Below are 15,073 nucleotides of genomic sequence, written 5' to 3' on the forward strand. Positions count from 1 at the left end.
TTGGATCTCTTCCTTCCTGAAGCCGGGTTTCTGGCGCTGCTATTGAGTCTCGGGGTCAACGTGTTGACCCCGCTTGTTACGCTTTCGGGCATTCGCCTGCGCTGGCAGCGTGTTATGCCTCTGGCGACGGTGGGCTTGCTGGCGCAGTTTGTCCTGTTACTGCTCGCGTTTTCCATTCTGGTTATCTGCTTTCTCACCAGCGACTTCTCGGTCGTTTACGTTGCCCAGCACAGCTACCGTTTATTGCCGTGGGGATTAAAACTGGCTGCGGTGTGGGGGGGGCACGAAGGATCTCTGCTGCTGTGGGTGCTGCTGCTTTCCGGCTGGGGGGCGCTGTTTGCCTGGCGTTATCGCAGGCAGTCTGATCCTCTGTTCCCGCTGACGCTCAGCATTTTGTCAGTCATCACGGCCTTACTGCTGCTGTTCGTGGTGGTGTGGTCCGATCCGTTTGTGCGCCTCTTTCCGCCTGCCATCGAAGGACGCGATCTCAATCCGATGCTGCAACATCTCGGGTTAATTCTTCATCCTCCGTTGCTCTATCTTGGTTACGGCGGTTTGATGGTGGCGGCGGGCGTGGCATTAGCGTCGCTGTTGCGTGGCGGTTTTAGCGCGGCAACGGCCTGGGTCTGCTGGCGTTGGGCGTTGCCCGGCTGGTGCGCGCTGACGCTCGGCATCATTCTCGGATCATGGTGGGCGTATTGCGAACTGGGCTGGGGCGGCTGGTGGTTCTGGGACCCGGTGGAAAACGCCTCCTTATTGCCCTGGCTTTCCGCCAGCGCGTTGCTGCACAGCCTGTATGTCTCACGTCAGCGTGGCATCTTCCGCCACTGGTCGCTGCTGCTGGCCATTCTGACCCTGATCCTTTCGCTGTTGGGCACGCTGATTGTGCGCTCCGGCATTTTGGTTTCCGTACACGCCTTTGCGCTGGATAACGTGCGCGCCGTACCGTTGTTTGGACTCTTCTGTGCCCTGAGTCTGGCATCGCTGGGTCTGTACGGCTGGCGGGCGCGGGTCACACAGCAGGCTGCGCGATTCACCCTCTGGTCGCGCGAAATGCTGATTCTGGCGGCACTGCTGTTTTTTAGCGCGGTACTGCTGATTGTGCTCATTGGTACGCTCTACCCCATGCTCTACGGCCTGTTGGGGTGGGGGCGACTCTCTGTTGGCGCCCCCTATTTTAACCGCGCCACATTGCCTTTTGGTCTGCTGATGCTGGTGGTGATAGGGCTCTCGGCGGGCGGATTCTGGAAACGTTCGCCGCCCATCTCCCTGCACCGTCGGGTATGGCCCTTTGCGATTGGGTTGCTGGCGGTCGCGCTATGCTGGTCGCTCGGTGCGGCAGAAGCGCTGGCGTGTGGCCTGGTGGCGGCAGTGATGCTGCGGCTCTGGTTTCAGCCCGCTGATGCGTTGCGCCGTCAGCTTCCGGCGCTGCTGGCGCACAGTGGGGTACTGATTGTGGCGGCGGGGATCATCTTCTCCAGCGGGAGCCGACAGGAGGTCAGTCTTAATCTGAGTCCGGGGCAGCAGGTTGAGCTGGCGGGTTATACCTTCCGTTATGAGCGCCTCGACCTGGAAGCAAAGGGGAATTACACCACCGAGAAAGCGCTGATTTCGCTGTGGCAGGATAAGACGCGCATTGGCAGTCTGCTGCCTGAACGGCGCTTCTATGCTGCGCGTCGCCAGCAGATGATGGAGCCGGGTATTCGCTGGAATCTGCTTCACGACTGGTATGCGGTCATCGGCGAAAAAACCGGGCAGGACCGTTACGCCATGCGTTTGTACGTGCAGACCGGCGTTCGCTGGATATGGGGCGGTGGGCTGTTGATGGTGTTCGGGGCGTTGCTCAGCGGATGGCGAGGGAGAAAACGCGATGCCTAAGATGACCCCATTTTTGCCGGATGGCGGCGTAAATGCGTTATTCGAGCGCCGTGTAGGCCTGATAAGCGCAGCGCCATCAGGCATTATCATCGCGTTTATCTTACTGTTTTTCACCTCCTTTACCAGCCACGCTCAGGTTGTAGACACCTGGGCCTTTGAAAGCCCGCAACAGCAGGAAAAGTCCCTGTTTATTGCCAGCCAGTTGCGTTGTCCGCAGTGCCAGAATCAAAACTTGCTGGAATCCAATGCGCCTGTTGCGGTGAGTATGCGCCACCAGGTTTTCACCATGGTGGCAGAAGGGAAAAGCGAAGAGGAGATCACGCTCTGGATGACGCAACGTTACGGCGAATTTGTCCTCTATAACCCACCGTTGACGGGACAAACGATCGTGCTGTGGGCGTTGCCCTGCGTTCTGTTATTGCTGGCAGGCGTCCTGTTATGGCGGGCGAGCATCAGCCAGAGCAAAAAGGAGGGCGAATGAGTTTGCATCAGGTGAGCGTACAACTGCTGCGTCACAGCCAGCGCCAGGCCAGTCAGCAGATGTCTGAGGGGGCCGCAACACCCTTGCAGTGTGAGCTACATCACGATCTGGAAGAACCGGTGGTGATGGGCGTACCATTACGTCCGTTGCCGGTGAAAGTGATGACTGCCGTTGCGGCAGGCGTGTTGCTGCTCTGCGTCGGCGGTTATCTGCTTAGCCCTAAATGGCATGCGGTGCGCCAGGAGCAGCAGCGGCTGGCGGACCCGCTACACATTTTTGCTGATGAGCAGACCCCTGAAAAACAGTTGCTGGCGTTGCAGGCGAAGATTCGTGCGAATCCGCAGGACAGTGAGCAGTGGGCGATGCTCGGCGAGTATTATCTGTGGCGCAACGCGTATCAGAATGCGCTGCTGGCCTACCGTCAGGCACTGCGCCTGAAGGGCGAAAACGCGGAGATCTATTCGGCGCTGGCAACGGTGTTGTACTACCAGTCCGGGCAGCATATGACGCCAGCGACGCGGGAAATGATTGATAAAGCGCTGGCGCTGGATGCGACGGAAGTGACGGCGTTGATGTTATTGGCCTCTGATGCGTTTATGCAGGCTAACTACGTACAAGCCATTTCATTGTGGCAACAATTACTGGATTTGAACTCGCCGAGAGTTAACCGCGTGCAGCTCATAGACGCTATTAATATGGCGAAATTGTTGCGGAATCAGCAGGAATGATTTCACTTTTTTGTGATTTTGGTCTTTTTTGGTGTTTATAAAATAATCAAATGAACAAAAAGATTAAAATGATTCCAAAAGTGTATTATTCAAAACGATGGCTATAAAAATCTTTTCATAACAAATGGTTATTGATGATTATCGCGATAAACTCGCATTATTATGCATTAAATTAGCGAAAAGCCTCGTTCTTAAAGGGTTGCACAAGATGCCGTGTAAATGGTACTGATTATGCCCGTTAAAAAACACTACAAACGTACGCAACACAATTCATACCCTTTCAGTATGTAACCATTCTCACGTCAGCGCACGTAGAATGGCGCTTCATTGAGGAAGTCTGTCGTTATGAAAAACATGAAAATCAGCCTGGCCTGGCAAATTTTGCTGGCTATGGTGCTGGGCATTCTGCTGGGCAGTTATCTGCATTATCACAGTGACAGCCGCGAATGGCTGGTAGTAAACCTGCTCTCTCCGGCGGGTGATATCTTTATCCACCTGATCAAAATGATCGTTGTGCCAATTGTGATTTCTACCCTTGTGGTCGGTATTGCAGGCGTCGGCGACGCGAAGCAACTGGGGCGTATTGGCGCCAAAACCATTATCTATTTCGAAGTGATCACGACGGTTGCCATTATCCTTGGGATTACCCTGGCGAACGTGTTCCAGCCCGGTTCCGGGATCGATATGTCGCAGCTGGCGACGGCGGATATTTCGAAATATCAGAACACGACGGCAGAGGTGCAGAGCCACGCGCATGGCTTGATGGGCACCATCTTGTCGCTGGTGCCGACCAACATCATCGCGTCGATGGCGAAAGGTGACATGCTGCCGATTATCTTCTTCTCGGTACTGTTTGGTCTCGGCCTGTCATCGTTGCCGTCAACGCACCGCGAACCGCTGGTGGCAGTGTTCCGCTCCATTTCAGAAACCATGTTCAAAGTGACGCACATGGTGATGCGCTATGCGCCAGTCGGTGTGTTTGCATTGATCGCCGTCACCGTCGCCAACTTTGGTTTTGCGTCGCTGTGGCCGCTGGCGAAACTGGTGCTGCTGGTTCACTTCGCGATTCTGTTCTTTGCCCTGGTGGTGCTGGGAATTGTGGCGCGGATATGCGGACTGAGCATCTGGATCCTGATTCGTATCCTGAAGGATGAACTGATTCTGGCATACTCGACGGCCAGCTCGGAGAGCGTGCTGCCGCGCATCATTGAGAAGATGGAAGCTTACGGCGCACCGGCGTCGATCACCAGTTTCGTGGTGCCAACCGGGTACTCCTTTAACCTCGATGGCTCAACGTTGTACCAGAGTATTGCGGCCATTTTTATCGCGCAACTGTACGGCATCGACCTGTCGCTGTGGCAGGAAATCGTGCTGGTGCTGACGTTAATGGTGACATCGAAAGGGATTGCCGGCGTGCCGGGCGTTTCTTTCGTGGTGCTGCTGGCAACGTTGGGTAGCGTGGGGATCCCGCTGGAAGGTCTGGCGTTTATTGCCGGTGTTGACCGTATCCTCGACATGGCGCGTACGGCGTTGAACGTGGTGGGCAATGCGCTGGCGGTACTGGTAATTGCCAAGTGGGAACACAAATTTGACCGTAAAAAAGCGCTGGCGTATGAGCGCGAAGTGCTGGGCAAATTCGATAAAACCGCCGATCAATAATTGATTGCGGGTTGATTGCCGGATGGCGCTTCGCTTATCCGGCCTACACTTCCTTTGTAGGCCTGATAAGACGCGAGAGCGTCGCCATCAGGCAATCTGATTCACCCATTGGTTAACTTTTCAAACTCTTCGCAGCCGGTATCAAACCCTTCCATACAGCTCAGATTCAACCAGTGCAGCGCCTTCTGTTTATTCTTCTCGATAAAACCCTGTTCACCGTTGAGGAAGATCATTCCGGCCCAGTATTCGGAATATCCGGTACGGGAAATCGCGGAGCTACGCTTGAAGTACCAGGTGGCTTTATCATCGTCTGCGGGGATCCCCACACCGTTGGCGTAAATCAACCCGAGCAGCATTTGTGCGTCGACGGCAGAGTCATTTTCCAGATTTTCAGAGGCGTTTTGCAGTAGTGAAATCGCTTTTGGGTAATCGGGGTGACCCGCCTGGGTATTGACCAAAATGCGCGCCAGCGTAATTTCGCCCGGCAGACTCCCTGCCTGTACGGCTTTTTCGGCGAGCGTCCTGGCCTCGGGGTAATCCAGACTCACCGGATTGGTTATCTTGATTTGCGCCAGTAATGCGCAGGCGTCCGCATCACCGTTATCCGCTGATTTTTGCGCCCAGAATTCGGCCTTGCTCAGGTTACCTGAGCTAAACCAACTGTCTGCGAGATAGTATTGCGCACGTCGGTCTCCGGATTCGGCGGCCTTCAAATACTGGCTACCCGGCTCTGGCTCTTCGGCATGGGCAACGCATGTCATCATTAACATCAATGCGAAAAGTCGTTTCATCTTATTTTTATGTTTAGGGTACGGAATAGGCAGTATAGAGCGATCTTTTAGATAAAAAAACAGCCTCCAGAAGGAGGCTGTTGAGGCGGATATCAAACGAAAACCGATTAGCCCATCGCACTTTCGCGCAGGCGAGTTTTCAGCTTGGTGTACTCGTCAATCACATACTGTTCGGCAGTGCGCTGATCGGCAATGCGTTCAATGTTGACGGCACAGTATTTATACTCCGGCGTTTTGGTAATCGGGCTTAAGTTCTCGGTCACCAGTTCATTACATGCACCAATCCACCACTGGTAGGTCATGTAAATCGCGCCTTTGTTCGGACGATCGCTCACTGCTGCACGGGTGATGACTCTGCCCTTGCGTGAGTTAACCCACACCAGCTCTTCATCTTTAATACCCAGACGCTCAGCGTCGTCGGTATTGATTTGCGCATAGCCAGGTTCATCCGCCAGTGCTGCCAGCGCCGCACAGTTACCGGTCATCGAACGGCAAGAGTAGTGGCCGACTTCACGCACCGTAGAGAGCACCATCGGATACTCTTCGGTGAGCTTGTCGATAGGCGCTACCCAGTCACAGGTGAAGAACTGCGCCAGGCCGTTCGGGGTGTCGAACTTCTCTTTAAAGAGGTAAGAGGTCCCCTGATCGGCATCCGACGTATCGCGGCATGGCCACTGGATGTAGCCCAGTTCGCCCATCTTCTCGTAGGTGGCACCGTAGAATTCTGGGCACAGATTGCGCAACTCATCCCAGATTTCCTGGGTGTTGTTGTAGTGCATCGGATAACCCATACGGGTCGCGATTTCACTGATGATTTGCCAGTCTGTTTTCAGATCCCACTTCGGCTCAACCGCTTTGAAGAAGCGCTGGAAGCCACGGTCAGCGGCAGAGAAGACGCCTTCATGCTCACCCCATGACGTAGACGGCAAAATAACGTCTGCGGCAGCGGCGGTTTTGGTCATGAAGATGTCCTGCACGATGACCAGTTCCAGATCCTCAAACCCTTTGCGCACAGCAGAGAGTTCCGCATCGGTCTGAAGCGGATCTTCACCCATAATGTACGCTGCGCGAACTTCGCCATGCGCCGCACGGTGCGGCAGTTCGCTAATGCGATAGCCGGTATGTGCAGGCAGACTTTCCACGCCCCAGGCTTTGGCGAATTTCTCGCGGTTTTCCGGGAACTTCACGTACTGGTAGCCCGGATAGGTATCCGGCAGCGCACCCATGTCGCACGCGCCCTGAACGTTGTTCTGGCCACGAACCGGGTTAACGCCCACGCTTGGCTTACCGAGGTTACCGGTCAGCATGGAAAGGCTGGTCAGTGAACGCACGGTTTCGACGCCCTGGTAGAACTGGGTGACACCCATGCCCCACAGGATTGTCGCGTTTTTCGCGGTCGCGTACATACGCGCAGCCTGACGAATTTCCTGTGCGCTAACGCCAGTAATGTCTTCGACGGACTCCGGCGTATAGCCTTCGACAATCTTACGATACTCTTCAAACCCTTCCGTACGGGAGGCGACGAACGCCTGGTCGTACAGGTTTTCTTCAATAATGACGTGGCCCATCGCATTGAGCAGCGCGATATTCGAGCCGTTTTTCAATGCAACGTGCATATCGGCAATACGCGCGGTTTCGATTTTGCGCGGATCGCAGACGATAATTTTCGCCCCGTTACGTTTAGCGTTGATCACGTGATTCGCCACGATAGGGTGGGAATCCGCCGGGTTATACCCGAAGATGAACACTAAATCTGTGTTATCAATTTCATTGATAGCATTACTCATTGCGCCGTTACCGACCGATTGGTGCAGACCTGCAACCGATGGGCCGTGTCAGACGCGAGCGCAGCAGTCAACGTTATTGGTACCAATAACGGCGCGCGCGAATTTTTGCATTACATAGTTGGTTTCATTACCGGTACCGCGGGAGGAGCCGGTAGTCTGAATGGCATCCGGGCCATACTTCGCTTTGATGGCGCTCAGGCGGTCAGCAACGTAATTCAGCGCTTCATCCCAGGACACGGATTCCAGTTTGCCGCCACGCTGGCGACGGATCATAGGGGTTTTCAGGCGCGGGGTCAGGATCTGGGTATCATTGATAAAATCCCAGCCATAATAGCCCTTCAGACACAAGGTACCCTGATTGGTTTTCCCCTGCGCCGCCTCCGCCCGAACGATTTTGCCGTTATCGACCACCAGGTTGATTTTGCAACCTGATGCGCAATACGGGCAAACCGTGACGACTTTTTTCATCGGTCTCGCTCCAGTTAATCAAATCGCGCATACGCGCTGTCGCCTTCAGTATGCATCTTTTATGCCATCTTTTTATTGTGGGCATTCCCTGATATTACGGGCAAATTTTGGGCAAAATGCTGACGAAAAGCAGGCTGTCGTCAGTTTTGACGTGACGAATGCAAAATATGTGACAGCCAGTCAATGTGACGGTGCTTATGTTTCCAGCATCTCCTCATGCGCAATTTCTGTTACTCCGGGCAGAATCATTCACACTCATCTGAGTGAGAGACGAAAGGGGAAGGATGATGAAGCCTGCTGTTTTGATCGTGGATGATGACACCGCAATCTGCGCGCTGCTGCAGGATGTGTTGAGCGAGCATGTTTTTGCGGTTACCGCCTGCCATACCGGACAGGAGGCGATACGTTGCGTCGAAGAGCGCCCCGACATTGCGCTGGTACTGCTGGACATGATGCTGCCCGACATCAACGGATTGAGGGTGTTACAGCAGGTCCAGAAAATCAGACCGACGCTGCCCGTGGTGATGTTGACAGGGATAAGCAGCGAGTCTGATGTGGTGGTGGGGCTGGAAATGGGGGCGGATGATTACATCTGCAAACCGTTCAATCCCCGGGTGGTGGTAGCGCGCGTCAAAGCCGTGTTGCGCCGGGGCGGCGTACCGGTAGCCGAAGGCGGCGTGACGCAAATCTCTGGCCTGTCTTTTAACGGCTGGCATCTGGATACCGGGCGTTGCCAGTTGCGTGATCCGCAGCAGCAATCGATAGATCTGACGCAAGGGGAGTACAGTCTGCTAGTGGCGTTGGCGCAAAATGCCCGTCGGGTTCTGAGCCGCGAGCAGTTGCTGGCGCTCACGCACAGCGACAGCATCGAGGTGTTTGACCGCACCATCGATGTGTTAATCATGCGTTTGCGCCGCAAAATCGAAGCCAATCCGCATCAGCCGATGCTCATAAAAACGATACGCGGTCTGGGGTATGTGTTTGCCGCCGACGTTCAGCATCACGACAAGGCGGCATAATGTTGTTGAACCGACCTACACAATTCATCAAGTAGCAGGCATTTCCGCTTTTAACTCCGCCAGCGTTTTGGCGCCGTCAATGGCGTTCGCACACAGCAGGCTAGCCCGTGCGCAGGCATGCGCCAGCGTAATGCTGTCGGCCAGCGACCATGACTCATGACAGCCGTACAGGAAGCCCGCGCAAAAGGCATCGCCTGCGCCAACGCTGCCGACGATCTCCTCCTGCGCCAGTTTCTGCGACGGTATCCAGACGCCAGGCTGGTCCGGCGTTTCCCCCCACGCCCCTTCCGGGCAGTGGATCACCACGCGCTGTCGAACGCCCGCGTTGAGCAACTCTCGCGCGATGCTGGCGATGTGCGGAATATGCGGTCCGCCGTCCGGATAACGAATCTCCAGACCGCTGAACTCACCGGCTTCCAGCTCGTTAATCACCAGATAATCAAGATAAGGCAACGTGGGCAACACCAGCGGCTGATAACGCGGGTCGCCCTTGCGTGAGACCAGGTCCAGCGACGTTTCAAACCCATTCTCGCGCATTTGCGCCAACAGCCGCGCGCTGCGCGTACCGTACTGGCCATCCGGCATATCCAGACTGTCGAGCAGCAGCAGATAACCGAGATGGAAGATTTTCATCGTGTTGTCGAGCCGATCAAAGGCGGGCAGATCCAGCAGGCGGTTCGCGCCAGGCGAGTGAAAAAAGGTGCGCTGGCCGCTGGGGTCGGTCATCACTTGCGACATTGAGGTCGGCGCGAAGGTGGTGCGCTGCACGTGCTGGCGATTGACATGATACTGCTCCAGCATCGCCATAATGTAGTCGCCGTCGCTGTCCTGACCGATAAGCCCCACCGCCTGCAAAGGCAAACCGGTATGCATTTTTGCCAGCGTCAACAAGACGTTGAGCGGTGCGCCGCCCGTAGAGCGCTCGCTGTGACTAATTTCCGCCAGCCAGCCGCGCTCCGGCCACTGCACTATTTGATGCACGTGATCGACCAGCATATTGCCCGCAGCGATGATACCTTTGCGTTCCATCACACTTGCCCCGCGCTGCCAAAAATGCGCATTTGCTCAGAGACGGTATCGGTAATTGCGGCCTCAATGCCCAGCAATAGCTCGGCAAATTCATCGTACAGTGGCTGGCGGTTCGCCATGCGCGATTCGATGGCGGCCAGCGCTGCCTGAGACATTCCGGTGTAGAAGTTGATTTTGTGAATGCCCAGTTCGATGGCGCGACGAAAATCCGCGTCGCTGATGCCGGAACCGCCGTGCAGCACCAGGGGGATCGCGGCCTGCTGGCGGATCTCATCTAAGCGTGGGAAGTCGAGTTTCGGCTCACCTTTGTATTTACCGTGCGCGTTGCCGATGGCGACCGCGAGGGCGTCAATCCCGGTTCTGTCGACAAAGTCCCGCGCCAGCAGCGGATCGGTAAACAGCGATTCGTCGGCATGACCATACAGCGCGCCGCCTTCGTCACCGCCGACGGCCCCCAGTTCAGCCTCTACGGATACGCCCACGGCGTGGCACATTTTTACCACTTCGCGGGTCTGGCGAATGTTCTCTTCATACTCAAGCGTCGAGCCGTCAAACATCACCGAACTAAAGCCCAGACGTAGCGCCTGCACCACCGATTCAAAATGCAGGCCGTGGTCGAGATTAAGCACCACCGGAATGTCGTGGCGGGCAGCCTCGAATTTAATCATCTCGACCAGCGAATCCAGCGAGACATACTTAAAATGTACTTCGGCAATATTGATGATAAACGGCGAACGTTCCTGCTTCGCCGCGGCAAACAGCGCGCGCAAAAAGTGGGAGTCCAGCACGTTAAACGCCCCTAACGCGTAGCGATGCTCACGGGCGTGGGCGAGCCCATCAGCAAGAGAAATCAGTGGCATAACAGCCTCCTTGTTCAACGGAACAGTCGATACTCGTTACACAGCACCAGCTGCGCCGGTTCATCTTCTTCAATGTCGTTATAACGGGCGAGTGGCTGCAGGAAGTGGTTGTCGTGGTCGTCGTCATTGACGGAAGAGACTTCGCCGACCAGCACATCGCCGAAGCCAGACTCTGCCCAAAAGCTGTGATACAGACCGGGCTTCAGGCAGATGCTCTCTCCGGGCGTCAGGCGCAGCTGGCTGCCCGCCGCGTGGGTTTGTCGGCAGCCATCAATCACCACCGTGACAGCACTGTTATCTGTTTGATCGTGGGCGTCGGCGTTCCACAACTCCACGATCAGATTACCGCCGCCGCGATTGATGATGTCTTCATGCTTGCGCCAGTGAAAATGCATCGGCGTGATCTGCGCGTCCCGCACATGCATGATTTTTTCGGCGTAGCACTTTTCGTAAGGGAAGGCGTTGGGTGAACCGTTGCGCAGGGTAAACAGCGTTAACCCTAAGGCGGCAAAGTTTTCCCCGCCAAAAGCCGTCACATCCCAGCCGAGCTTGAGATCGAACACTTCACGCCAGGTGTCGGCATCCAGCTGTCGCCATTGCGTTGGCGCAAAACTGGCGAAGGGCGGGAGGTGGATGTCATGCATGGAAAAAAACTGCCGTGTATGACCGAGGATTTCGTTTATTTCGGAGCGCTTCATGGACTGGATTCTCCTTGTGTGATGTCGCCTTCCAGGCCTGATGGCGTTGCGCTTATCAGGCCTGGACAGAGGCCGCTGCCGCTATTTCACCGTCCAACCCTTATAGCCGGTGACGTTGCTCTTATCGATCATCGTCACCGGGATAAGCACCGGCTCTTTCGGCGCAGGTTTCCCCTGTAGAATGTCATAGCCGATCTCTACCGCTTTTGCCGCCATAACCTGCGGATCTTGCGCAGGCGTGGCGACAAACAGCGAGTTCTCACGCTTCAACGCCTCTTCGGCATCCGGGCTGCCATCGACACCGACAATAAAGAATTCGTTACGTTGCGCCTGTTTTGCTGCGAGATCAGCGCCGATCGCCGTCGGATCGTTAATCGCAAACACACCGTCGATCTTCGGATTCGCCGCCAGCAGGGCGGTCATCACTTCCAGTCCACCTTCACGACTGCCTTTGGCGTTCTGGTTATCGGAAAGTACCTTGATATCCGGATGTTTTTTGAATTCGGTCTGGCAGCCTTCCACCCGGTTCTGTACGGCGGACACCGGCGGCCCGTTGATGATCACCACATTGCCTTTACCTTTCAGGCGATCGGTGATGTATTTACACGCCATTTCCCCCGCCTGGGTGTTATTGGAGGTAATGGTGGCATCAGCGCCTTCCGCCGCGACGTCAACCGCGACGACCACGATCCCCGCGTCTTTTGCCCGCTTCACCGCCGGGCCGATCCCTTTAGAATCCGCCGCATTAAGGATGATCATGTCGACTTTGGCGGCGATAAAGTTGTCTATCTGCGACACCTGCTGACCCAGATCGTAACCGCTGGAAACCAGCGTCACTTTCACGCCGTCACCCGCCAGCTTGCGGGCTTCCAGCTCCGCGCCTTTGGTTATCTGTACAAAGAACGGGTTGGCAAGATCGCCCACCGTCACGCCGATCGATTTGAGATCTTTGGCCTGCGTAAATGGTGCTGCGGTCAGCAGCGCGCCTGCACAGAGCGCGGTTACTAATGGCTTCAAACGCATAGTCTTTTCCTCACGTAGGGTACTTTTTGTTGTCATTGCCTGATGGCGCTACGCTTATCAGACCTACGGGGTTGTAGGACGGATAAGGCCGGCAGGTGTGTTATGCACTTTGATGATGTCGGGTACGGTATTTATCGATCAGCACCGCAATGATGATCACCGCCCCTTTGATCACCAGTTGCCAGAAATACGAAACGCCCATCAGCGTCATGCCGTTGTTGAGGGTGGCAATGATCAACGCCCCCACCAGGGTGCCGGTGATCGTGCCGATCCCGCCGACAAAACTGGTGCCGCCGAGGATCACCGCGGCGATGGCGTCCAGTTCGTAACCCATCCCTAAGTTGCCGTTGGCGCTGTACAGACGTGAAGCGCTCATCACCCCGCCAAGTCCGGAAAGCAGGCCGCTCATGCCGTACACAAACAGCAGCACCAGCCACACTTTGATGCCGGTTAAGCGCGCCGCCTGCATATTGCCGCCGACTGCGTAGATATGAACGCCCAGCGTGGTGCGGCGCAAAATAAACCAGCACACCACAATGACCGCCAGCGCAATCACCACCAGCCACGGAATCGGCCCGAGATAGTTGTTGCCGATCCACTCGAAACTGATATTGGAGTTAATCACCGTGGTGCCGTCCGCCAGCAGGTAGGCTGCCCCGCGCAGCGCCGTATAGGTGCCGAGAGTGACGATAAACGGCGGCAGTCCGGCAAAGGCCACCAGCGCGCCGTTAAACAAGCCCAGCAGCATACCGAGCATCAGTGCGACGGGCACAGAGAGCATGGCGAATTCGGGGATCAGTGAAACCACCATCGCCGCCACCGCCGTGGTGCCAAGAATCGACCCGACGGAAAGATCAATACCGCCGGTCAGAATGATGAAGGTCATTCCCGCCGCTAACACGATGTTGATCGACGCCTGGCGGGTAATATTCAGCAGGTTGCTCTCGGTAAAAAAGTTGGGCGCGATAAAGCCAAACACGGCAACAATCAGGATAAGAATGGGCAGGATCCCGACGGTTTGCATCAGATCGCCCATCAGCATTTTTTTGGCGGAGGCGGATTTCGCCACCTGCTGGGGAGTGGGTGAATTATTCATGGTTGCCTCGCCTGAGGGTGGGAGTCGTTCGCGCCGGTGGCCAGCGTCATAATGTTTTCCTGAGAAATACTTTTTCCGTCCAGCTCTCCGGCAATGCTGCCTTCGTGCATGACGTACACCCGATCGCTCATGCCGACGACCTCCGGCAGTTCGCTGGAGATCATCAGGATCGCCACGCCCTGACGCGCCATGTCATTCATGATGCGATAGATCTCGCTTTTGGCGCCGACATCCACGCCGCGTGTCGGTTCATCGAGGATCAAAATGCGTGGGCCAATCGCCACCCACCGCGAAATCAATAGCTTTTGCTGGTTGCCGCCGGAAAGCCCGCCCGCCCGCACCTGCGCATGTGGCACACGGATGTTGAGCAACTTAATGGCATCGTCGGAGATCGTCTGCGCTTTTTTACGGTTGAGCATGCCCCAGGTGGCGTCACGCTCCAGCGTCGCCATGGTGATGTTCTCCGCCGCTGCCAGCTCTAAAAACAGCCCCTGTTCTTTGCGGTTCTCGGTGAGATAACCGATGCCATAGTCGATGGCTTCGCGTGGGGAGTGGATCACCACCGGTTCGCCGTCCACTTCAATCATGCCGCCGGTGGCTTTGCGCACGCCAAAAATCAGTTGCGCCAGTTCCGAGCGCCCGGCGCCGACCAGTCCTGCCAGGCCGACAATTTCCCCGGAACGCACCAGTAAACTGCACGGCTGCACTTTGCCGCCGTCGGTCAGGTGATGCACGTTCAGGCGCACATTTCCGAGTGGAATATCGCGCTCTTTGTTAAACAGATCGCTCAGTGGCCGACCCACCATCATGCGTACCAGTTCGGCGGCGTTGAGCTTGTCGCGGGTCAGGCTGCCGACGTACTGTCCATCGCGCAGCACGCTGACGCGATCTGAAAGCTCGTACACTTCCGCCATGCGGTGGCTGATATAGATAATCGCCATCCCTTCATCGCGCAGGCGCATGATCAGTTCAAACAGGCGGTGGGTTTCACGCGAGGAGAGGGCGGCAGTGGGTTCATCCATCACCAGAATTCGGCTGTTGCGGTGCAGGGCGCGGGCGATTTCCACCTGCTGTTGTTCGGCGATGGTCAGCCGCATCACTTTATCGCTGGCTTTAAACTGTGCGCCGAGGCGATCGATAACCTGCTGCGCCTGCAGGAGCATCTCTTTGCGTTGCACCAGTCCGCCGCGCGACAGTTCGCTGCCGAGGAAAATGTTCTCCGCGACGGTCAGGTTTGGGGCAAGCTGCATCTCCTGATAAATCAGGGTAATGCCTGCACTCAGGGCATCTTTTGGGCCTTTGATATGGAAAGGCTGACCGTCAATCAGGATCTCGCCGCTGGTGGCGCTGTACGCCCCGGCAAGCACCTTCATCAGGGTGCTTTTTCCCGCGCCGTTTTCACCCATCAATGCGTGGATTTCGCCGGGATATACCGTCAGATCGACCCCTTTCAGTGCGTAAAATTTGCCAAAGGCTTTGGCAATATTGCGCATCTCCAGAACCGGTGCCCTGCTCATGGCGGATCTCCTGCGGGGTTGTCGATATCAGCAGTCCAT

13 protein-coding genes are annotated in these 15,073 nt (G+C 56.0%); 5 read left to right on the forward strand and 8 right to left on the reverse strand.

From position 1 onward, the window contains the following. The 4 genes from AC07UY_RS15720 to gltP all read left to right on the forward strand — a co-directional run bounded on the left by AC07UY_RS15720 (position 1) and on the right by gltP (position 4,746). Positions 1 to 1,878, forward strand: coding sequence for a heme lyase CcmF/NrfE family subunit (locus AC07UY_RS15720; RefSeq protein ID WP_494701514.1), 1,878 nt, complete (start codon positions 1 to 3; stop codon positions 1,876 to 1,878). After that, positions 1,871 to 2,359, forward strand: a complete 489-nt coding sequence (gene nrfF / locus AC07UY_RS15725; RefSeq protein WP_494701515.1) for a heme lyase NrfEFG subunit NrfF — start codon at positions 1,871 to 1,873, stop codon at positions 2,357 to 2,359. Before AC07UY_RS15720 ends, nrfF begins: the two co-directional genes overlap by 8 nt. A gap of 125 nt (positions 2,360 to 2,484) precedes the next feature. Continuing rightward, positions 2,485 to 3,087, forward strand: coding sequence for a heme lyase NrfEFG subunit NrfG (nrfG, locus tag AC07UY_RS15730; protein WP_494701541.1), 603 nt, complete (start codon positions 2,485 to 2,487; stop codon positions 3,085 to 3,087). Between the two features lie 345 nt (positions 3,088 to 3,432). Next, a complete protein-coding gene (gene gltP / locus AC07UY_RS15735) occupies positions 3,433 to 4,746 on the forward strand; it encodes a glutamate/aspartate:proton symporter GltP (protein ID WP_192613741.1) in 1,314 nt (437 codons plus the stop codon). 101 nt (positions 4,747 to 4,847) lie between these two features. Here the strand turns inward: gltP and yjcO are convergent, their stop codons facing one another. Further along, the gene (gene yjcO, locus AC07UY_RS15740; protein WP_203359263.1) at positions 4,848 to 5,537 is read right to left on the reverse strand and encodes a Sel1 family TPR-like repeat protein YjcO; all 690 of its coding nucleotides are present in this window, start codon (positions 5,535 to 5,537) and stop codon (positions 4,848 to 4,850) included. A gap of 107 nt (positions 5,538 to 5,644) precedes the next feature. After that, positions 5,645 to 7,792 (reverse strand): formate dehydrogenase subunit alpha, encoded by a 2,148-nt coding sequence (gene fdhF, locus AC07UY_RS15745; RefSeq protein ID WP_494701516.1) that lies wholly within the window; start codon positions 7,790 to 7,792, stop codon positions 5,645 to 5,647. Positions 7,793 to 8,079: 287 nt separating this feature from the next. Here fdhF and AC07UY_RS15750 point away from each other — a divergent pair, with 287 nt between their 5' ends. After that, positions 8,080 to 8,811 carry a response regulator transcription factor gene (locus AC07UY_RS15750; RefSeq protein WP_494701542.1) on the forward strand — a complete coding sequence of 244 codons (732 nt, stop codon included), beginning with the start codon at positions 8,080 to 8,082 and terminating at the stop codon, positions 8,809 to 8,811. A 27-nt stretch (positions 8,812 to 8,838) separates the two neighbouring features. Here the strand turns inward: AC07UY_RS15750 and AC07UY_RS15755 are convergent, their stop codons facing one another. The 6 genes from AC07UY_RS15755 to AC07UY_RS15780 all read right to left on the reverse strand — a co-directional run bounded on the left by AC07UY_RS15755 (position 8,839) and on the right by AC07UY_RS15780 (position 15,034). Further along, entirely contained in the window at positions 8,839 to 9,843 is a 1,005-nt protein-coding gene (locus tag AC07UY_RS15755) for a carbohydrate kinase family protein (protein ID WP_203359261.1), read from the reverse strand. Then, complete coding sequence (locus AC07UY_RS15760) at positions 9,840 to 10,700, reverse strand: ketose 1,6-bisphosphate aldolase (RefSeq protein WP_301702107.1); 861 nt, start codon at positions 10,698 to 10,700, stop codon at positions 9,840 to 9,842. The genes AC07UY_RS15755 and AC07UY_RS15760 overlap by 4 nt, the downstream gene beginning before the upstream one ends. 14 nt (positions 10,701 to 10,714) lie before the next feature. Then, a complete protein-coding gene (locus AC07UY_RS15765) occupies positions 10,715 to 11,398 on the reverse strand; it encodes a D-lyxose/D-mannose isomerase (RefSeq protein WP_494701517.1) in 684 nt (227 codons plus the stop codon). 81 nt (positions 11,399 to 11,479) lie between these two features. Continuing rightward, positions 11,480 to 12,421: an ABC transporter substrate-binding protein gene (locus AC07UY_RS15770; protein ID WP_494701518.1), complete on the reverse strand. Its 942-nt coding sequence runs from the start codon at positions 12,419 to 12,421 to the stop codon at positions 11,480 to 11,482. Between the two features lie 100 nt (positions 12,422 to 12,521). Beyond that, positions 12,522 to 13,517 (reverse strand): ABC transporter permease subunit, encoded by a 996-nt coding sequence (locus AC07UY_RS15775; RefSeq protein ID WP_494660405.1) that lies wholly within the window; start codon positions 13,515 to 13,517, stop codon positions 12,522 to 12,524. Next, complete coding sequence (locus tag AC07UY_RS15780) at positions 13,514 to 15,034, reverse strand: sugar ABC transporter ATP-binding protein (RefSeq protein WP_494701519.1); 1,521 nt, start codon at positions 15,032 to 15,034, stop codon at positions 13,514 to 13,516. The genes AC07UY_RS15775 and AC07UY_RS15780 overlap by 4 nt, the downstream gene beginning before the upstream one ends. Between the last annotated feature and the right edge of the window lie 39 nt (positions 15,035 to 15,073).

This window comes from Citrobacter sp. GW821-FHT02E08 (assembly GCF_059421685.1).

Bases quoted from the DNA above. Each gene is read 5' to 3' on its own strand.
- nrfF (WP_494701515.1), top strand. From the start codon at position 1,871: ATGCCTAAGATGACCCCATTTTTGCCGGATGGCGGCGTAAATGCGTTA.
- nrfG (WP_494701541.1), top strand. From the start codon at position 2,485: ATGGGCGTACCATTACGTCCGTTGCCGGTGAAAGTGATGACTGCCGTT.
- gltP (WP_192613741.1), top strand. From the start codon at position 3,433: ATGAAAAACATGAAAATCAGCCTGGCCTGGCAAATTTTGCTGGCTATG.
- yjcO (WP_203359263.1), bottom strand. From the start codon at position 5,537: ATGAAACGACTTTTCGCATTGATGTTAATGATGACATGCGTTGCCCAT.
- AC07UY_RS15750 (WP_494701542.1), top strand. From the start codon at position 8,080: ATGAAGCCTGCTGTTTTGATCGTGGATGATGACACCGCAATCTGCGCG.
- AC07UY_RS15760 (WP_301702107.1), bottom strand. From the start codon at position 10,700: ATGCCACTGATTTCTCTTGCTGATGGGCTCGCCCACGCCCGTGAGCAT.
- AC07UY_RS15765 (WP_494701517.1), bottom strand. From the start codon at position 11,398: ATGAAGCGCTCCGAAATAAACGAAATCCTCGGTCATACACGGCAGTTT.
- AC07UY_RS15770 (WP_494701518.1), bottom strand. From the start codon at position 12,421: ATGCGTTTGAAGCCATTAGTAACCGCGCTCTGTGCAGGCGCGCTGCTG.
- AC07UY_RS15775 (WP_494660405.1), bottom strand. From the start codon at position 13,517: ATGAATAATTCACCCACTCCCCAGCAGGTGGCGAAATCCGCCTCCGCC.
- AC07UY_RS15780 (WP_494701519.1), bottom strand. From the start codon at position 15,034: ATGAGCAGGGCACCGGTTCTGGAGATGCGCAATATTGCCAAAGCCTTT.